Here is a 19,076-nt window from a genome sequence, read left to right on the forward strand (position 1 = left end):
GCTTGATCTGCGCCGCCGTGAGGCATCCCCGACGCGCTCAGGGCAAGCGAGCAGACACGATAAGAGGCCCCGGCCTCGTCGCGTTTTCACGGACGAGGCCGGGGCCCCAAGCGGTCACAAACCGGATTACTCGCGGAAGTTCATGCCAAAGTCGATGGCGCCCAGCGCGTCGAGGAAGTCCTCGGACACGGAGCAGCAGCAGGTAGGGTGAGACACCGCCCGAGGTCCTTGACGACAGCGGGGGTAGAAGGCCGCTCATCATCAAGGACCTCGACCTCTACCTGCAACCCCCGACCAACAACCGGTCACCCACACTCAACTCGGAAGAGCCGGTTTACTTATCCATCTCGTAGACCCAGCCGCCAGCGTTACAGTAACGCTTACCGTTCTCCTCAGTAATGTAATAGCCGGGCTCGTGGTTTTCGCACTTCTGGATAACCTCACGAGCCTCTCGGTTAGACTTCTCAAGGTTCGCCGCACGAATCTGGAAGAAAGCAAAGGTCTCAATATATGCCACCAGAACCAGCACGAGAGCGGCAATCGCCATGCCCTTACCCTTGCCGGTGCCGTTCTTGACCATAACCAGAGCGATCACAGCGAAAATAATGGTCGGGATGGTCAGGAACGAGCCAATGACAAAGATGCCGGTCAGGGCGGAGATAATGCCCAGAACCAGTGCGGTCACTGCCGCCCACTTCTTCTTGTTCGGTGCCTCAACAGGGCCGGATGCGGGCTGTACGGCGGGTGCCTGCTGAGTGAACTGCGGCTGCTGCGGTGCAACCGGGTGCGGGGTGTTTTCAGACATGAAAGTCCTCATTTCGTATGTGGTTGGTGAATATCCGTAAGCGCAGCACCCGCAGGTGGCGCACCTTTCCAAAGGATACTCTATGTGCTTGAAAGCTCTGACAAGTAGAAATGTCGAGCACTTTGATGGTCTATGGGTTATGTGGCTAAAAAGTTAACTTGGTGCAAGGCTCGGGTGAAGACTGGGCGACCATTCACCGGCAGGCTGGTGGCGGCGCTCAGGTGAGCAGCCTCTGGCATGCAGAAAACCCCTGGGCGCAGTTCATTCCCCCTATTCAACTGCACGGTCGGTCGCCTCATGTGGGACCTCGTGCGTTCTGTCGGATTGGGCGCACAATCTGTCGCACACTCTCGCCTTCGACAGCGTCTCGGTCCGCTGCGCAGCGCGCGCCCACCACTCCCCCCGCGAGCCGGCTGCCCCAGGAGCCGCGCCCGGGCATACAAAGACCCCGACCTTGCTTCCAACTCGCACGCAAACCGGATAACCTGCGTGTTAACCGCTTCATACGCACGCAAACCCGACCACCTGCGCGTGGGCAACGTCGCCCACGCGCACATCTAGCGGTTAACGTGCGAATCAATGGGCCCACGCGCACATCCACGCCTTTACGGGTTCTTCGCAGGGCGCGATCGCGAGTGACAGACTGATCAATTGGCATCGAATCAGCTAGTGAGAGTGTCTGTCCACAGGCAACGGCGCACTACAACAGTTATCCACAGACGCCTAAATTCTGCTGGCACTCCTCTTCCTCTGGGATATATACCAAGCACATGATCACTCTCGAGACTTTCAGAACGCACCGACACAGTCCTCGCAATATCGTTGATGACCCGGATGTCCTAGTGATTCGCCGTGGATACCGCGTGCGTCTGCACGGTGACCACAATGCCCAGCCGTGGGAAATCTGGCGGAGTATCAACATCGCACGTCTGCATGCACTCGACTACCAGTCCACACAACGCGTGGTTTTCACCGGGAACAGCTCCCTACTGCTTCACGGTATTCCGACCTGGTCAACGAATTCATGGATCGAGGCATGGCCGAGCAAGACGGTCCTCCACCTTCGTCCTTTTCCTGCGGTGCGACACCGTCAAACAGTCGTCCCCAGTACTCCGGTTATCAGTCGAAGCAGGCCGCCACGCACAATCGTGCACATCGGCGGCCTTGAAGCAGAATCTCCCATTGAGGCCGTCGTCCGTCTCGCCCTCAATGAGCAACCTCGCGATGCTTTCGTTGCCTTATGCATGGCGACGCATGTTCTCACGCATTTCGACAGATTCAAGCTAGAAGAGTCACGACGTCGATGCGAGCAGACTCGGCTCGAGATGCTTGAAGAACTCTCACGTTTCTCCAGCCACCACGGTTTTCCTCGCGCCAAGGCACTCATCGAAGCAACGGACGGCGGATGCGACAACATTTTTGAGGCCACGGTGCTATGGATCATCAAAAGCCTGTACTCGGGTCGCGTCGTTACCCAGTTCCCGATCGCGGTCGAAGACCACATCTATTTCGGGGATATCGTTCTCCCTGATCTCAAGGTCATCATTGAACCCGACGGCCGCAAGAAGTTCGGAGACACCGAGCAGGAAGTACGCGAGAACACCGGTAAGTGGCTCGCCCGTCAGCACGATCTGACCAACACGGGGTGGAGGGTCATACGCGTCCGCTGGCACGATACGGAGGATCTCGTTACCTTCCGAACGAACATCGCAGCACAGATACAGATCGAGCACCTGCCGCTAACGCAGCAATCACTCCGCCTGTGGGCAGAGCCCCGACAACAGCATGTACCCCGCACACAAAGGACTCTCAAGTAGGAGAGCACTGCGGAGATTCACTTCTACCCACACCACCGTCGTCATCATCGGAGGAAAGTCCACCTGTAAAGCAGTACCTGGCTTTCCATACTCGTCTGCGCGCAGCGACACCTTCAGTTTCGGAATGACACCCGGCCGTATCTGCCGCACGACGCGCTGCCCCATCGCACTGTGCCCGATAACCCGCGCGTTAACCGCTTCATACGCACGCAAACCCGATCACTTGCACGTGGGCAACGTCGCCCACGCGCACATCTAGCGGTTAACGTGCGAATCAAAGGGCCCATGTGCACGTCTCGCGGCCAACGTGCGCATCGACGGGCGCAGCCTGCCAGCCATCAGGCTCGTCATCTCGCCGCACGGCTCGTCGCACATGTTCGCGGCCGGGGTTCCCCTGTTGGCGCTTCTGACAGCGAGCATCCGCGGGCACCAGCCACGCTCCCCCACCACACGCACCAGCCGATCCCAAGCATGCAAAGAACCCCGGCCTCGTCGCGTTCGCACGGACGAGGCCGGGGCCCTCACAGGTGAACGATCCCGATTACTCGCGGAAGTTCATGCCAAAGTCGATGGCGCCCAGCGCGTCGAGGAAGTCCTCGGACACGGAGCCGTCACCGAAGTCGGCCTCGGAGTAGTTCGAGTTCGCCATGGCCTCAGCCGTCGGCTCGACGATGACGTCGTTGTAGCGCGACAGGCCGGTGCCAGCCGGGATGAGCTTACCGAGGATGACGTTCTCCTTGAGGCCCACCAGGGAGTCCGACTTGCCGTTCATGGCGGCCTCGGTCAGGACCTTGGTGGTCTCCTGGAAGGACGCGGCCGACAGCCACGAATCCGTGGCCAGCGACGCCTTCGTGATACCCATCAGCATCTGGCGGCCGGAGGCGGGCTGGCCGCCCTCGGCTGCGACGCGACGGTTCTGCGTCAGGTACGCCATGCGGTCGACGAGCTCGCCGGGCATGAACGTCGTGTCGCCGGGCTCCAGGATGGTGACGCGGCGCAGCATCTGACGGACGATGACCTCGATGTGCTTGGCGTGGATGCCCACACCCTGGTCGCGGTACACCTTCTGAACCTCGTCCACGAGCATCTTCTGAGCCACGTTGCGGCCCATGATGCGCAGGATTTCCTTGGGATCCAGCTGGCCTTCGGTCAGCGGGGTGCCGGCCTCGATGTGCTGGCCCTCGGACACGAGGAGCTTCTGGCGACGCGAGACCTCGATGACCAGGTCTTCCTTGCCGTCGTCACGGGTGATGACGACCTTACGCGCGCTCGGGTCTTCGTCGTCGATGTGGACGCGGCCGGCGGCCTCGTTCATCTTCGCCTCGACCTTCGGGCTACGGGCCTCGAAGAGTTCCTGAACACGGGGCAGACCCTGCGTAATATCCGCAGCGGAGGCGGCGCCACCGGTGTGGAACGTACGCATCGTCAGCTGCGTGCCGGGCTCGCCAATCGACTGGGCGGCGATGATGCCGACGGCCTCGCCGATGTCGACCTGCTTGCCGGTGGCCAGCGAACGGCCGTAGCAGGCCGCACAGGTGCCGACCTGCGACTCACAGGTGAGGACGGAACGGCAGACGATCTGCTCGACGCCGGCGGCAACCAGCTCGGCGAGCTGGTCATCACCCAGGTCGGTGCCCGCGGGCATGACGACCTCTCCGGCCTCGTTCACCGCGTCACGGGCGAGGTTACGGGCGTAGGCGGTCGTCTCGATGGTCTCGGACGCCTCCCACTCACCGAACTCGTTCTTGTGAGCGATGTCGATCTTCAGGCCGGCGCGGGTGCCACAGTCGGCCTCGCGAACAATGACGTCCTGCGAGACGTCGACCAGACGACGGGTCAGGTAGCCCGACTCGGCGGTACGCAGAGCCGTATCGACCAGGCCCTTACGGGCGCCGTGCGTGGCGATGAAGTACTCGAGAACGGTCAGGCCCTCGCGGTAGTTCGCCTTAATGGGCTGCTCGATCAGCTTCTGCTTCGGGTCCGACACGAGGCCACGCATACCGGCGATCTGCTGAACCTGCGACCAGTTACCACGGGCGCCCGAGTTCACCATGCGGTACACGGTGTTACGCTCGGTGAAGTTCGCGCGCATGTCCTCCGCGACCTCTTCGGTGCACTGCAGCCACAGCTTGACGAGCTCCTCGTAGCGGGTTTCCTCGAGGATGATACCGGTCTCGAACTGCTCGACGATCTCGGCGGCCTTGGCCTCGTAGCGGGCCAGGATCTCGCGCTTGCGCGGCGAGGCCTGAATGTCGGAGAACGCGATCGTGATACCCGACCAGGTCGACCAGTGGAAGCCTGCCGACTTCAGCGCGTCGAGGCAGTCCGCCACGAGCACGTTCGGGTAACGCTGGGTCAGCGTGTTCACGATGTTGCCGAGCTGCTTCTTGCCGACGACCTCGTTGACGAACGGGTAGTCGGTGGGCAGCTGCTCGTTGAAGATCGCGCGGCCGAGGCTGGTCTCGAGGATCAGCTCGTCGCCACTCTCCCAACCCTCGGGGGCTTCCCAGCCCTCGGGCGGCACGGTGCCGTCGGCGAAGCGGATGCGCGCGGTCGCGTTCAGGTCCAGGTTGCCGGCGTCGAACGCCATCTGGGCCTCCGCCTGGCTGGAGAAGTACGGAATCACGGGGTTTCCGTCTTCGTCCTTCTCGACCGGGACCGACGGGTCGGGGTTCGAGGTCAGGTGGAACAGACCGATGATCATGTCCTGCGACGGCATGGCCACGGGGCGGCCGTCGGAGGGCTTGAGGATGTTGTTCGTCGACAGCATGAGGATGCGGGCCTCGGCCTGCGCCTCAGCGCCCAGCGGCAGGTGAACAGCCATCTGGTCGCCATCGAAGTCAGCGTTGAACGCGCCACAGGCGAGGGGGTGCAGCTGGATAGCCTTACCCTCGATCAGCTGGGGCTCGAACGCCTGGATGCCGAGGCGGTGCAGCGTAGGTGCACGGTTGAGCAGCACGGGGTGCTCGCGGATGACGTCGTCGAGGACGTCCCACACCTCGGGGCGCTGACGCTCAACCTTGCGCTTGGCGGCCTTGACGTTCTGCGCGTAGTTCTTCTCAACCAGGCGCTTCATGACGAAGGGCTTGAACAGCTCCAGGGCCATCTGCTTGGGCAGACCACACTGGTGCAGCTGCAGCTGCGGGCCGACGACGATAACGGAACGACCCGAGTAGTCGACGCGCTTACCGAGCAGGTTCTGACGGAAACGACCCTGCTTACCCTTGAGCATGTCCGAGATCGACTTCAGCGGACGGTTGCCCGGGCCCGCAACGGGGCGGCCGCGGCGGCCGTTGTCGAAGAGAGCGTCAACGGACTCCTGAAGCATGCGCTTCTCGTTGTTGACGATGATCTCGGGGGCGCCCAGCTCGAGCAGACGCTTGAGTCGGGTGTTGCGGTTAATGACGCGACGGTACAGGTCGTTGAGGTCGGAGGTCGCAAAGCGGCCACCGTCCAGCTGAACCATGGGGCGCAGGTCCGGCGGGATCACGGGGATCTTGGTGAGGACCATCGAGGCCGGCGAGTTGCCGGTCGCGACGAAGGCGTTGATGACCTTCAGGCGCTTGATGGCGCGGGCCTTGCGCGGGCCGGAGTCGGAGGCGATGGTCTGACGCAGCGCGGCGACCTCGGCCTCCAGGTCGAAGGTCTCCAGGCGCTTCTGGATGGCGGCTGCGCCCATGTCACCCTTGAAGTAGGTGCCGTAGCGGGCCACCATCGCGCGGTAGAGGCGCTCGTCGCCCTCAAGGTCGCCGACCTTGAGGTCCTTGAAGCGCTCCCACACGGCCTCGAGGCCTTCGATGTCGCCGTCGAAGCGGCGACGAATCTTGGCCATCTCACGCTCGCCCTGCTTGCGAGCGCGCTCGCGCTCGGCCTGCGAGGCGCCGTCCTTTTCCAGGGCGGCGATATCGGACTCGAGCTGCTCCGCGAAGTCGTTGATCGTTGCGTCGCGGTTGTTCTCCATCTGCTTCTTCTGCACTTCGAGTTCGGCGCGCAGTTCAGCCAGATCCTCGTGGCGACCCTTTTCGTCGACCTCGGTGATCATGTAGGCAGCGAAGTAGATGACCTTCTCGAGGTCCTTGGGCGCGAGGTTGAGCACGTAGCCCAGGCGCGAGGGAACACCCTTGAAGTACCAGATGTGCGTGACGGGGGCGGCGAGGTCGATGTGACCCATGCGCTCACGGCGGACGCGGGAGCGAGTGACCTCGACACCGCACTTCTCGCAGATGATGCCCTTGTAGCGCACGCGCTTGTACTTGCCACACGCGCACTCCCAGTCGCGGGTGGGGCCGAAGATCTGCTCACCGAACAGGCCGTCGCGCTCGGGCTTGAGCGTACGGTAGTTGATGGTCTCCGGCTTCTTGACCTCACCGTGGCTCCAGACGGCGATGTCGTCGCCGGTGGCCAGGGTGATCTTCAGGCTGTCGAACGTTTTGGCGTCCAGCAAAGTTATCTCTCCCTATCAGATCGCATCGATGGTCGCCGCAGCGTTCGGACGAGCATCAAGAGTGATGCCCAGGTCCTCACGCGCATTGAAGTCTTCGTCCTGCTCACGCAGGTCAATGACGTTGCCGGCCGCGTCGAGAGCTTCGACGTTCAGGCACAGCGAGCGCATTTCCTGGATGAGGACTCGGAAGGACTCGGGGATGCCGGGCTCGGGGATGTCCTCGCCCTTGACGATGGCCTCGTACACCTTGACGCGGCCGGTGGTGTCGTCGGACTTGATGGTCAGCAGCTCCTGGAGGGCGTAGGCGGCGCCGTAGGCTTCCAGGGCCCACACCTCCATCTCGCCGAAGCGCTGGCCGCCGAACTGGGCCTTACCGCCCAGCGGCTGCTGCGTGATCATCGAGTACGGGCCCGTAGAGCGGGCGTGGATCTTGTCGTCGACCAGGTGGTGGAGCTTGAGCATGTAGGTGTAGCCCACCGAGATCGGGTACGGGAACGGCTCGCCGGAGCGGCCGTCGAACAGGCGCGCCTTGCCCTCGTAGTTGGTGAGGACGTCGCCGTCGCGGTTCGGGTTCACGTTGCGCAGCAGACCCGCGAGCTCGTCGGCCTCGAGGCCGTCGAACACGGGGGTGGCGACGTGGGTGCCAGGCTTGGTCTTAATACCGTCGGCGGGCAGGTGTGCCGCCCACTCTTCGCCGGCCTCGACAGCGGCCGAGGCGTCCCAGCCCTGGTGGGCGAGCCACCCGAGGTGGTACTCGAGCACCTGGCCGACGTTCATTCGACCGGGGACGCCCAGCGGGTTGAGGATGATGTCGACGGGCGTACCGTCGGCGAGGAAGGGCATGTCCTCGACCGGGAGGATCTTGGACACGACGCCCTTGTTGCCGTGACGGCCGGCCATCTTGTCGCCGATCGTGATCTTGCGTCGCTGGGCGACGTAGACGCGCACGGTCTGGCGGACGCCGGGGTTGAGGTCGTCTTCGTCGTCGTTGAATTCGCGGACGCCGATGACGATGCCTTCTTCGCCGTGGGGGACGCGCAGGGAGGTGTCGCGCACCTCGCGCGCCTTCTCACCGAAGATGGCGCGCAGCAGGCGCTCTTCGGAGGTCAGCTCGGTCTCGCCCTTCGGGGTGACCTTGCCGACGAGGATGTCGCCTGCGGTGACCTCGGCGCCGATGCGAATGATGCCGCGCTCGTCCAGGTCGGCGAGGGATTCCTCGGAGACGTTGGGGATATCGCGGGTGATTTCTTCCTCACCGAGCTTGGTCTCGCGGGCGTCGACCTCGTATTCCTCGATGTGGATCGAGGTGAGGATGTCCTCTTCCACGACGCGACGGCTCAGGATGATGGCGTCCTCGTAGTTGAGGCCTTCCCACGACATGTAGGCGACGAGCAGGTTCTTGCCGAGCGCGACCTCGCCGTTGGAGGTGGCGGGGCCGTCGGCCAGGACGTCGCCGACCTCGACGCGGTCGCCCTCGTCCACGATAACGCGCTGGTTGGTGCAGTTACCGGGGTTGGAGCGCTCGAACTTCTCGAGGCGGTAGGAGTCGCGGCCGCCCTCGTCCGTGGAGACGACGATCAGGTCCGCGGAGACCTCGGAGACGACGCCGGAGTGGGCGGCGAGGATCATTTCGCCGGAGTCGTGCGCGGCGCGCATCTCCATGCCGGTGCCGACCAGCGGGGCTTCCGTGGCGAGCAGCGGCACGGCCTGACGCTGCATGTTCGCGCCCATGAGGGCTCGGTTCGCGTCGTCGTGCTCCAGGAAGGGAATGAACGCCGCAGCGACGGACACCATCTGACGTGCGGACACGTCCATGTAGTCGACGCGATCGCGGGCGATCAGGGTCGGGTCTTCACCGGCGACACGGCACAGGACGTCGTGCTCGGCGAAGGAACCGTCGGCCTCGAGGGGCGACGAGGCCTGGGCGATGAAGTGGCCCTTCTCGTCGTCCGCGGTGAGGTAGCGGATTTCGTCGGTGACCTTGCCGTCCGTGACGACGCGGTAGGGCGTCTCAATGAAGCCGAAGGGGTTGATGCGCGCGAAGGTCGCGAGCGAGCCGATGAGGCCGATGTTCGGGCCTTCAGGGGACTCGATCGGGCACATGCGGCCGTAGTGCGAGGGGTGGACGTCTCGCACTTCCATGCCCGCGCGGTCACGGGACAGACCGCCGGGGCCCAGGGCCGACAGACGGCGCTTGTGGGTCAGGCCGGCGAGGGGGTTGTTCTGATCCATGAACTGCGAGAGCTGGGAGGTTCCGAAGAACTCCTTGATCGCGGCCACGACGGGGCGGATGTTGATCAGCGTCTGGGGCGTGATCGAGTCCGTCTCCTGGGTGGTCATGCGCTCGCGCACGGTGCGCTCCATGCGGGCGAGGCCCGTGCGGACCTGGCCCTGGATGAGCTCGCCGACGGCGCGGATACGACGGTTGGCGAAGTTGTCGATGTCGTCAACCTCAACGCGAACCTCGACGGGCTCGCCATTGCGGGTGCCGGCGAAGGTCTTGTCGCCCTGGTGCAGGGCGAGGAGGTACTTGACGGTCGCGACGATGTCCTCGAGGGACAGGGTCGAGGCCTTGGGGTCGGCTTCGATGGCCAGCTTCTTGTTGATCTTGTAGCGGCCGACCTTGGCCAGGTCGTAGCGACGAGAGTCAAAGTAGAAGTTGTTGAGCAGCGTCTGGGCGGCGTCGACGTTCGCAGGCTCGCCGGGGCGCAGCTTGCGGTAGATGTCGAGCAGGGCCTCTTCCTGCGTGGCGACCGTGTCCTTCTCGAGGGTCTCGAGGAGGACCGGGTAGTCGGCGAAGGTGTCGCGAATCTCGGATTCGGTCATGCCGATGGCCTTGAGGAAGTGGGTCACCGACTGCTTACGCTTGCGGTCGATGCGCACGCCGACGGTGTCGCGCTTGTCGATCTCGAACTCGAGCCATGCGCCGCGCGAGGGGATGATCTTCGCGCCAAAGGTCTCCTTGTCCGACGAGCGATCCGAGAGCTTCTCGAAGTACACGCCGGGGGAACGCACGAGCTGGGAGACGACGACACGCTCGGTGCCGTTGATGATGAAGGTACCGCGGGGGGTCATGAGCGGGAAGTCGCCCATGAACACGGTCTGGGACTTGATTTCGCCGGTCTCGTAGTTCATGAACTCGGCGGTCACGTACATGGGTGCGGAGTACGTGTAGTCCTTCGCCTTGGCTTCCTCCATGGAGTACTTGGGGGATTCGAGGCGGTGGTCGTGGAACGACAGGCTCATGGTGCCTGCAACGTCCTCAATGGGGGAAATCTCGTGGAAGATTTCTTCGAGGCCGGAGACGTCGGGGACGTCGTTACGGCCGGATGCCTGAGCGGCTTCGACGCGGGCCTTCCACGCGTCGTTACCCAGCAGCCAGTCGAAGCTTTCGACCTGCAGGCCCAGCAGATTGGGGGCCTGGAGGGGTTCACGAAGCTTAGCGAATGAGATGCGGTGCTTGGGCTGTTTGGCGGTGCTGTTGGCAGCCAAAGGGGATCCTTCCCTGCATGAACGGTGCGCACGCTGCCTTATCACCCATTATCTGACGCGTCCTGGTCCGTCAAGCGCCTGTTACGACGGCTGGATACGGGTCACCTCGGGCATGATAAGGCGCAAATACTCAGGCTACCGTGAGTCGCATCGCGAGTCAAGGCAGGATGTGATATGTGCAGGGTTTCACGGGAACGAGGCCGTGGCCAGCTGGTTCGTCGGGCGCGATGCTGGCGATACCCGGGCTGGGATGATGGTGCCCCAAGTCGGGCTTGAACCGACGACCCACGGATACGCCTTGACTTTCCGTCATATTTCTTTACTGGCGACCTTGGCGATCCTCGACATACTTACCTGTTTGCCAGCATTGTCATGTATGCCAGCATTACCGGCACTGCCAGCTAAGCCAGCATCGCCACTATTGCCAGCAGCGAACGCTGGGTCCTGTCATTTCCGCGTAGGTGGAAACGTTGAGGACCATGAGCACTCACCGTCATCATGTCTTGGAACTGCCGACGCCTCTGATGTGGGAGGAGCACGTTGACAACTTCATCGTCTTCCTGCGCTCTCAGGGGCTCGTTGCGACCTCAATCCGCACTAAACGGAACCATGTGCTGCAACTGGCTCGCGCGTTCCCCGACACCTCTCCCACAGATCTTGATCCAGGATCCTTGGTGGAGTGGTGTGGCCTGCGGACATGGGCCAATGAAACGAGACACGCCTACTACAGCACGTTCCGGAAGTTCTTCGGATGGCTCGACTCCACTTCCCATTGTGGCAACATCGCCGCTGTGCTCCCGCGCATACGCCGCCCCTCAGGAGCCCCACGCCCCATCCCTGACTCCGTCCTGGTCGACTGTGTTGATCGTGCGAGTCCACGTGATGCTCTCATTCTGCGGTTGGCGGCCGAGGCTGGCCTGCGGTGCGTGGAGATCGCTCAGGTCGAGGCCGGTGATGTATACGAGGATGCTGACGGCTGGAACCTCTTCGTGCGAGGGAAGGGGGGACGGACGAGAACTGTACCGATCACGGCTGACCTGGCTCGAGCAATCACCGACAGATGCGCATCGACGGGGCAGTTCGCATTTCCTGGGCGCTGCGGCGGACATATGGCCGCCAATTCCGTCTCACAGATCGGACGCCGTATTCTGCCTGGCACATGGACGCTGCACAAGCTACGCCATCGGTACGCAACGAAGGCGTACTCGGCCGAGCATGACCTGCTCACTGTGCGCGAACTCCTGGGCCATGCATCGCTCCAGACTACCGTCCGCTACATCGCGCCATCCCCCCGAGCTCGCAACGCAGTTCTCGCAGCAACCCGCATCCACTCGCCAGCATCTCCAAACAGCCCGATATTGCCAGCACAGCCAGCCTAACCGGCACGGCTGGCAATGCCAGCCGTTAACAGTCCCAACGATTTCAGAGAAATGAGAAACCATCATGCACGTCATCGCAATCGCCAATCAGAAGGGTGGAGTCGGCAAGACAGTGACCACCTTCCACCTTGCCAACGCCCTGGCCCACGTCGGTCACCGCGTCTTGGTCGTCGACCTGGATCCCCAGGCCAACGCCAGCTCTCTGCTTGCTTCCCCTCCACTGGTTGAGAATCAGGCAGGGGTGGCCAACGCCCTGTCAACACGCTCCGACCTTTCATTCCCCGACGTCATTACAACCACCATGTGGGAGCGCGTATTCCTCGCTCCGTCAGGAGGTGAGGCCTTGGCAGCTGTACGCGACGAGCTGGTCATCGCTGGCCCTGGCCGCGAGGTGAGACTCGGCGAACAACTCGCCCTCATCCATGAAGACTTTGACGTCGTTCTGATCGACTGTGCACCGGCTTTGGATCTACTGACCTCGAATGCACTGGCCGCGGCCGATGGCGTTCTCATCGTCACCCAATCGAAGCTACTGTCGACAACAGGCCTGGCACATCTGCTCAACACGATCAGTATTGCACGGCACTACCTCAATCCGACTCTATGCGTCGTTGGGGTCCTGGTAAACATGCACGAGGCGGGTACTGTCGCTGGCTCGCATTGGATCGACGACGTGCGAGAAGCCTGCAGGTCGAAAGGACTTCCTCTGTTCGACCCACCGATCCCCCGGCGCGTGGTGATCTCCGACGCTGCGGAGGCCCAAATGGGCCTCGATGAGTACCCCGGCGCCCCCGCCGAGTTGTTGGAGACTTACGCGCACCACGCTGCAACCATGCTCACCAACCTCGAGGAGAACGGCCGATGACTCCGCGTAGGCCAACACCGATCAAGTCAGACCTCAGCACGGGTCCCGCCGCCGTTATCGCACCCCCACAGGAGACGACACCTACCAGCCGTGCCACACGCGCCAGCAAAGCCGTCAACGCTGGCAATGCTGGCAATGCTGGCGATACGGATGAGCGTATTGTCAAGGTGACTGCGCGAGTGAGTGCCGACATTGCTGGCCGGTGTCGCGCGGCATACATCGACGGCGTGCTCGAGGGGGGACCTGCCTCATTCGAGGCGTGGATCGTCGAGGCGATGACTGCCGCACTCGCTCGGGCAGAGAAGAAGCGGGGGCGCAGGTATGAGCCGCTTGCAGCAGACAGGATTCCCAAGGGGCGACGGTAGGATTGGTTTCCAAGCAACGTGCTTTTCATCGAAGAACCTCGATGGGAGGGAAGAGAGGGTGATCATGGACTTTCAAGGGTGCCTTAGTCTGCTGGGAGTCATTGGTGGCTTGGTTTCCGCTGCCTGCGCCGTCGTTTCGGTGTTTCAGGCGCGCAAGTCGAAGGAAGAGAGAGAAGCAGCCGAGAAGGTGGCCCAATCTCTGGAAGTGCTGGCAGATGCCGTCGCAAAACAGCAGCAAGCACCACCGTGGGAGTTGCGCTGGGCCAGCGGCGATCTTTACCTGCTGGTGAACACGGGTGCGGAGACCGTCGACGATGTTGAAATTGAATGCCTCGCGGAGCACGTCTACTTCAGGGTTGATGACGGCCTGGAATCGAGGAGCATCGATTCCAATGCTTCCCTCCCCTTCCTATATGCCGAAACATTGGGAGCGTCAGGATCGAGGGCTATCCGCGTGCGTTGGATTCGGCCTGATGGGACAGCGGCCACGTGGAAGTCTCCAATTCCATTTCCCCCGAAAGACAGTTGACGCGGCACCCGCAGGCGGATCTAACACCCCCGCTGAATGCCAGCAATGTCGGTATTGCCAGCACTGCCAGCAATGGGATGCAGCATTAGTGCCGTTGATGGGTGTGCGTGAGAGAATTGTGGGGCCTCCGCGGCGTCGACCCCGGACCAGCAGTATTCCTGCCGGGGAGTTGACACCGACGAGAGGAGGTGACTGGGTGATGACGAAAGGCCATCGGCCGCCTCACTCGAGGCGGCCGGGTCTGGATGGGAAGCAGAAAGCCCAGATCGCTGTAGCAGTGGTAACGACACTGCCGCAGCTGATCTGGGCGATTGCATTCCTACTCAGCGCTCTCATCGGGCGCTGAGACCAGCCCGGATACCCGGGGAGTCGGACAGGTGACGCTGTTCGGCTCCCCTTTAGTATGCCACATTGGCGTGGCCACGCAGAAGGGGGCGTGTGCGTTCACGGTGTTACGGGGAGGGGCGAAGGAGGAATCATGATGAACCCTACCCCGGATACCCCGACGCTTACGATCTACACGACGCCGAATTGCCCGTCGTGTCGCCTCACGCGCCAGGCGTTGGATCGCGCTGGTATCACCTACGAGGTGATTGACCTGAGCGGGCGCCCGGATCTCGTCGAGCAGATGCGCAGCGAGGGACTGCTGCAGGCTCCAATCCTTGACGATGGCACCTCGAGGAGCGCGGGTTTTCGCCCCGATCGGATTCGCGCGATCGTTGATGCCGCTACGCCAGCGCGCCTGACTGTTCAAGGAGCTCAGGTCCATGTGCCCGCTCCGGCGGCCGAGGTGCAGGCACATCGAGGCAGGGCACTGTGAAGAAGGGGCTGGGTGTCTTTGTCATCGCACTATTTGTGCTTCCTGGAGCAGCTCTGATGCCTCTTGCGATGCTCAGTGAGTCGAATACACCAGCTGGGAACGCTCGAGGTGGGAGTGGGCGCGTGTCGGGTGTGCCCGAGGCGTACCAGGATGTGGTGTGGCGCGCTGGCCAAGCGTGCGACGTTGTATCGCCGTCGCTGATCGCGGCGCAGGCTGACCATGAGTCCGCACACACGTGGGACCCTCAGATTACGAGCCCGGCCGGGGCTCGAGGGATCTCTCAGTTCATGCCGGCCACGTGGGCCACCCATGGTCATGATGGGGATGGGGATGGGCGAGCTGACATCACCAACGGGTCTGATTCGATCTATTCGCAGGGCCTGTACATGTGCGAGCTCGCTCAGAACATTGACTCCTGGCTTTCCTCCGGCCTCGTCTCAGGGGATCGCGTCGACCTGACTCTCGCGGCATATAATGCGGGGCCGGGCGCGGTGAGGTCCTGGGGTGGGATTCCGCCGTTTAGGGAGACGCAGGGGTATGTGAAGAGTATTCGTGAGGCGCAGGCTAGTTTTGTTGAGACAGTGACCTCGGAGCCCTCGGGCGACGGCACACTTCTTGCGCAGGCGCGTACCCACATGGGTACTCCCTACGTGTGGGGCGGGGAAACAAGCGCTGGCGTGGACTGCTCGGGCCTCATCGTGCTGTCTTATGCTGAGCTCGGCCACCCGTTCCCGGCATCGGTGCGCACGGCCGATCAGATCACCAAGTACTCTGACGCAGCACCGATCGCCCGCGATCAGCTTGTCATTGGCGATATGATCGGGTTCTCACACACGCCGGGAGGCTACGTTGACCATATCGGTGTCTATGCCGGCACAGACGCGGCTGAGCACCCGATCATGGTGCATGCACCCGATGTTGGAGGCGTTGTCGAAGAGACGCGCCTCGATACGCCGTATTGGCAGGGTATGACGTGGTGGCCGATTCGCCGGACGGTGTGAGATGGACGCAGGTGTGCATGCGATGGGGGATGATCACGGTATGAGCATCGACGACGAGTCTCACCGCAAACCGAGCCCGTTCCGGTCCGCGCAGGAGAGCAGTGACCCCGTGGCACCTCGCGCCTTGTCGATTGATGAGGAGTGGGCGGTGATCATGGCCCTCGAGGAGGAACGGGGCCGTACACACGCGCCTGAGCAGACAGCCGTTGCAGCGCCAGCAGCCACTCAGGAGGATCTGAGCTACCTCGAGCCGATCGTCACTCCACACTCGAGCGCTCCGCTTAATCCGTGGCGTACGCCTGGTCCTACGCCCGTGCCGACGAGGGGCCGGTGGCGTTGGAGGTGGTGGCGCTTGTGGGCCCTGCCGAGTCTGGCGTTTCTTACGGTCGTTACTGTCGCCGTTGTGCGGCTCTATGGGGGCGCAGTCGACCGTGGTGATCCCAAGTCCCTGATCATTCCGTTCCTGTTTCTGGGGACTCTGTGGTGGAACTGCTTGATCCATGCCCTATACGTCATGTGCGTCAGACACATGAATCCGTCCGTCGGCTTTCATATCGGTGCGGCGATCGCCGCTTTCGTGGTGTCCTCAGTAGCGGCGTTCGTCTGTGTGTGGGTGTTCGTGACGGCCGTGAATCTTGGCGTGGTGGCAGGTGCGTAAACGGCCGTTATCGCACCCGCTACGCAACAGTCCTAACGTGAACGGAAGGTCGCCAGAAATCGGGTGCAGAAACCAGGTGCAAATCCAACGGTGCAAAACGATGATGGTTGACCGTTTATGCACCCCGGCGTACGATGAAAGCTCACGGCGGCGTTGCCGATCAATCAAGGGAGAACGTTATGGCTAACGATCAGATCCGTACCGATGAGGAAGCACGAGCGTCGATCGCTTTCGCTGACGCGGCACTGAATCTTGCTGGGCACGTTGTTACTGATGCTCATCTTCGTGACCTTCAGTGGAAGACGGCCACGGGCGAGCTCACGGTCGAAGAAGCAGGTAGTGCGGGAGAAAGGTACCTGTACGAGAAGTTCGGGTATTCGCATGAGTGAGGATCCGAGTTGGGATGAGTATTTCATCCCAGGTACTCAGGTACTGCGCAACAAGTTCACCGGCGGCGGCGAGTTGCCATACGGGGTTGATTCGGAACGCGCGTTGCGAGCGTTGGAGGAACACTGGGCGAGCTTGCGCCTTATCGAGCTCCGAGATAATCCGATCCTGGGGTTGTTTGATTACGACCACATGAAGGCCATTCACCGGCATATCTTCCAGGACGTTTACGAGTGGGCGGGCGTTGAGCGTACGACCCCAATGCTTGGTCCGTTGGTCAAGTATGGACCAGATGTGTCCAGATTCCCTGATTACGATCCGACGGATCGCTCCGTTGCACATGAGTACTACCGTGCCGGTCCTGAGCTGAGGCGAGCAGCCGAGCGCGAGTACGACGCAATTCGTCATGCCGACTACCTGCGCGGCCTGGACGTCGATGATTTCGTCGACGCGCTCGCGCAACGATGGGCCGCCATCAACCAGATTCATGCGTTTCGCGAGGGAAACACCCGCAGCCAGTTCGTGTTCTTCTCAGAGCTCGCTCATCATGCAGGTTATTACGTGGATGCCGATGCCTTCGCGCCTGTGTCCCAGGCGCAGATCCTCGCGGGAGTGACCAACCCGCTACGCGACGGGTTGGTAGCTGCGCGTTTCTACTACCAGGATCGCCATGATGCCGGTCCTATGGCAGAGGTGTTGTCCTACGCGGTTCGTCCCCTCACCGAGGCGGAGAAGCAGCATAGACCGATTGTGCCCGTCGAGGCACGTAGGGCTCATGCCGTGACGTCAGCTGCGTTTCCGGCGGGGGTGATACCACCCGGTCGCGCGCACGTTCAGCGCACGGATGAGCTGTCGACACGGCCGTATACGCCGACACAGTATGACGGATACACACGTTAGGGTGTGCGGTAATCAGGTTGATGTCTCAGGAGGTTGGCGTGGCGATCGTTGGGTATGCACGCGTATCGACGCGTGAGCAGGCCACGGACGCGCAGGAAGCAGAGCTGCGGGCGGCCGGCGCTCAACGGGTGTTCGTCGACCACGGCGTGAGTTCTCGGCTCGAGCACCGTCCCGCATGGGATGCATGTATGGAGTACCTGCGTGAGGGTGATGTGCTTGTTGTCCGCGCGCTCGATCGATTGGCAGGCTCAGAGAGAATCGCGATCGACGTGATCCACGATCTGGGCAAGCGTGGGGTGCGACTCCGGTCCCTGACCGAGCCGTTCCTGGACGTCGACGCGTCCACGCCGATGGGTGAAGCGATCATTGGGATCATGGCCGTGTTGGCCCAACTACGGGTGTCGACGATTCGCGAGAATACGCGCAGGGGGCTTGCGCATGCTCGAGCTGAGGGACGTGTTGGTGGGCGGCGGCCACGGGTGACTGGGGATCGCCTGGAGGCGGCTGAGACGATGTTTCAGGCGGGAATGACGCATAAGCAGATCGCGGCCGCCTTGGGGGTGCATCGGTCGACGGTGACTCGAGCACTCGCCAAGCATCGTGATGGATCCTAGTGGTGCATCTACTTGGGTGGTGGGGTGGTAGCCCAGTGGGCTGCCACCCCACCGTGTTGTTATGGGAGGGTTGGGCCGCTGATGAGGAGCGCGAGACCGAGAACGATGAGGGTGAGTGTGTTTGTTCCGATCCCCCGGCGCGGTCCTCGTGTGGTCATGATGCGTATGCAACCGACGATGATGAGTAGGGCGCCGGTGACGCTTGTGAGTGACCTGTATGCGCTGTCGTCGGGGTTGTGCGCGGCGAGGTAGGTTGCGCCGGCGTAGATCGCTGCAGCTACTGCGAGAAAGATACCGATCCCGACGACCTGGTAGATCATGGTGGGAAGACGCCGTTGCGCCGCAGATTCCAAACTGTCATCAGAGTGCATCGCTGGCAGCGTGGTGATCGAGTATCCGGTGAGGGCAATGACGATGCCGCACGCGATGTGAAAGAGAATGACGCCGTTCATTGATGTGTCCTTTCAGGGGTTGAGTGAGTCGTCAGGCTTCGGCGTCGGCGGTACGTCCCGAGGTCTTGGGGAGGCGGACGGGGTCAGGGAAGCCAGCCTTGGTGAGGTCCGCTTTCGACCAGCCGATTGAGGTGGCTGCCTTGAATGCACTGCGATAGGCCGCGACGGCGTCATCGAGGGCGTGATGAGCATCGCCGAGTGCACGAACCGCTGCCTCCCGGTCTTCGTCTTTCTTGAGCAGCTTGTGTAGAGGATCCATGTGCGTCCCTTCGATTAGTGGCACCACCGGGTGTGGTGCCGGGTACTAGTGCCGTGTCGGTGTGCACGCACAAGGAGCATAAGGACGCAAGGAAGCTCCTGCGGGCCGGGCGAATGAGCGGGGCGACGCGGCAGCCGTGCCCCCCTCCATTGGGGGCACGGCCCCACCCCAACCAAACCGAAACGACATGAGCGCATCAGGCTCGTGTTGTCTCCCAGCGTTTTGTCTGTTCACTCGAGCGACACGAAGGCGACAAAAGCATCGGCAAAGCACGCAAAGATCGGCCCGA

Annotated in this window: 15 protein-coding genes; 10 read left to right on the forward strand and 5 right to left on the reverse strand. The window is 62.4% G+C overall.

Annotated features, from left to right (window positions below):
- Positions 1-334: 334 nt before the first annotated feature.
- Positions 335-805 (reverse strand): DUF4190 domain-containing protein, encoded by a 471-nt coding sequence (locus HMPREF1478_RS01620; protein WP_016460334.1) that lies wholly within the window; start codon positions 803-805, stop codon positions 335-337.
- Positions 806-1,575: 770 nt separating this feature from the next.
- On the opposite strand from HMPREF1478_RS01620, the gene HMPREF1478_RS10790 reads away from it, so the two are divergent.
- Positions 1,576-2,622, forward strand: a complete 1,047-nt coding sequence (locus tag HMPREF1478_RS10790; RefSeq protein ID WP_232207401.1) for a putative endonuclease domain-containing protein — start codon at positions 1,576-1,578, stop codon at positions 2,620-2,622.
- A gap of 541 nt (positions 2,623-3,163) precedes the next feature.
- On the opposite strand, the gene HMPREF1478_RS01635 is transcribed toward HMPREF1478_RS10790, so the two are convergent.
- Positions 3,164-7,066, reverse strand: coding sequence for a DNA-directed RNA polymerase subunit beta' (locus HMPREF1478_RS01635; RefSeq protein ID WP_016460336.1), 3,903 nt, complete (start codon positions 7,064-7,066; stop codon positions 3,164-3,166).
- A gap of 15 nt (positions 7,067-7,081) precedes the next feature.
- Positions 7,082-10,558 (reverse strand): DNA-directed RNA polymerase subunit beta, encoded by a 3,477-nt coding sequence (gene rpoB, locus HMPREF1478_RS01640; protein WP_016460337.1) that lies wholly within the window; start codon positions 10,556-10,558, stop codon positions 7,082-7,084.
- A gap of 524 nt (positions 10,559-11,082) precedes the next feature.
- On the opposite strand from rpoB, the gene HMPREF1478_RS10970 reads away from it, so the two are divergent.
- The 9 genes from HMPREF1478_RS10970 (at position 11,083) to HMPREF1478_RS01680 (ending at position 18,076) form a co-directional block, all read left to right on the forward strand.
- Positions 11,083-11,937, forward strand: a complete 855-nt coding sequence (locus HMPREF1478_RS10970; RefSeq protein WP_353579746.1) for a tyrosine-type recombinase/integrase — start codon at positions 11,083-11,085, stop codon at positions 11,935-11,937.
- A gap of 64 nt (positions 11,938-12,001) precedes the next feature.
- Positions 12,002-12,802 (forward strand): ParA family protein, encoded by an 801-nt coding sequence (locus HMPREF1478_RS01645; RefSeq protein ID WP_016460339.1) that lies wholly within the window; start codon positions 12,002-12,004, stop codon positions 12,800-12,802.
- A gap of 321 nt (positions 12,803-13,123) precedes the next feature.
- Positions 13,124-13,696: a hypothetical protein gene (locus tag HMPREF1478_RS01650; RefSeq protein ID WP_034474797.1), complete on the forward strand. Its 573-nt coding sequence runs from the start codon at positions 13,124-13,126 to the stop codon at positions 13,694-13,696.
- Between the two features lie 478 nt (positions 13,697-14,174).
- Positions 14,175-14,516: a glutaredoxin family protein gene (locus HMPREF1478_RS01655; protein ID WP_009054648.1), complete on the forward strand. Its 342-nt coding sequence runs from the start codon at positions 14,175-14,177 to the stop codon at positions 14,514-14,516.
- 122 nt (positions 14,517-14,638) lie between these two features.
- Positions 14,639-15,517, forward strand: a complete 879-nt coding sequence (locus HMPREF1478_RS01660; protein ID WP_016460342.1) for a C40 family peptidase — start codon at positions 14,639-14,641, stop codon at positions 15,515-15,517.
- Between the two features lie 40 nt (positions 15,518-15,557).
- The gene (locus tag HMPREF1478_RS01665; RefSeq protein ID WP_148332938.1) at positions 15,558-16,175 is read left to right on the forward strand and encodes a hypothetical protein; all 618 of its coding nucleotides are present in this window, start codon (positions 15,558-15,560) and stop codon (positions 16,173-16,175) included.
- A 179-nt stretch (positions 16,176-16,354) separates the two neighbouring features.
- Entirely contained in the window at positions 16,355-16,564 is a 210-nt protein-coding gene (locus HMPREF1478_RS01670) for a hypothetical protein (protein ID WP_016460344.1), read from the forward strand.
- Positions 16,557-17,462, forward strand: coding sequence for a Fic/DOC family protein (locus HMPREF1478_RS01675; RefSeq protein WP_016460345.1), 906 nt, complete (start codon positions 16,557-16,559; stop codon positions 17,460-17,462). The genes HMPREF1478_RS01670 and HMPREF1478_RS01675 overlap by 8 nt, the downstream gene beginning before the upstream one ends.
- Before the next feature lie 38 nt (positions 17,463-17,500).
- Entirely contained in the window at positions 17,501-18,076 is a 576-nt protein-coding gene (locus HMPREF1478_RS01680) for a recombinase family protein (RefSeq protein ID WP_016460346.1), read from the forward strand.
- 59 nt (positions 18,077-18,135) lie between these two features.
- On the opposite strand, the gene HMPREF1478_RS01685 is transcribed toward HMPREF1478_RS01680, so the two are convergent.
- Entirely contained in the window at positions 18,136-18,528 is a 393-nt protein-coding gene (locus HMPREF1478_RS01685; RefSeq protein ID WP_016460347.1) for a hypothetical protein, read from the reverse strand.
- A gap of 31 nt (positions 18,529-18,559) precedes the next feature.
- Positions 18,560-18,787, reverse strand: a complete 228-nt coding sequence (locus HMPREF1478_RS01690; RefSeq protein ID WP_016460348.1) for a hypothetical protein — start codon at positions 18,785-18,787, stop codon at positions 18,560-18,562.
- Between the last annotated feature and the right edge of the window lie 289 nt (positions 18,788-19,076).

It is taken from the genome of Actinomyces sp. HPA0247, assembly GCA_000411415.1.
Lineage (GTDB): Bacteria > Actinomycetota > Actinomycetes > Actinomycetales > Actinomycetaceae > Pauljensenia.

Coding starts and splice junctions, on each gene's coding strand:
- HMPREF1478_RS01690 (WP_016460348.1), bottom strand. CDS start 18,787: ATGGATCCTCTACACAAGCTGCTCAAGAAAGACGAAGACCGGGAGGCA.
- HMPREF1478_RS01670 (WP_016460344.1), top strand. CDS start 16,355: ATGGCTAACGATCAGATCCGTACCGATGAGGAAGCACGAGCGTCGATC.
- HMPREF1478_RS01655 (WP_009054648.1), top strand. CDS start 14,175: ATGATGAACCCTACCCCGGATACCCCGACGCTTACGATCTACACGACG.
- HMPREF1478_RS01675 (WP_016460345.1), top strand. CDS start 16,557: ATGAGTGAGGATCCGAGTTGGGATGAGTATTTCATCCCAGGTACTCAG.
- HMPREF1478_RS01685 (WP_016460347.1), bottom strand. CDS start 18,528: ATGAACGGCGTCATTCTCTTTCACATCGCGTGCGGCATCGTCATTGCC.
- HMPREF1478_RS01620 (WP_016460334.1), bottom strand. CDS start 805: ATGTCTGAAAACACCCCGCACCCGGTTGCACCGCAGCAGCCGCAGTTC.
- HMPREF1478_RS01645 (WP_016460339.1), top strand. CDS start 12,002: ATGCACGTCATCGCAATCGCCAATCAGAAGGGTGGAGTCGGCAAGACA.
- HMPREF1478_RS10970 (WP_353579746.1), top strand. CDS start 11,083: ATGTGGGAGGAGCACGTTGACAACTTCATCGTCTTCCTGCGCTCTCAG.
- HMPREF1478_RS01665 (WP_148332938.1), top strand. CDS start 15,558: ATGAGCATCGACGACGAGTCTCACCGCAAACCGAGCCCGTTCCGGTCC.
- HMPREF1478_RS10790 (WP_232207401.1), top strand. CDS start 1,576: ATGATCACTCTCGAGACTTTCAGAACGCACCGACACAGTCCTCGCAAT.
- HMPREF1478_RS01650 (WP_034474797.1), top strand. CDS start 13,124: ATGAGCCGCTTGCAGCAGACAGGATTCCCAAGGGGCGACGGTAGGATT.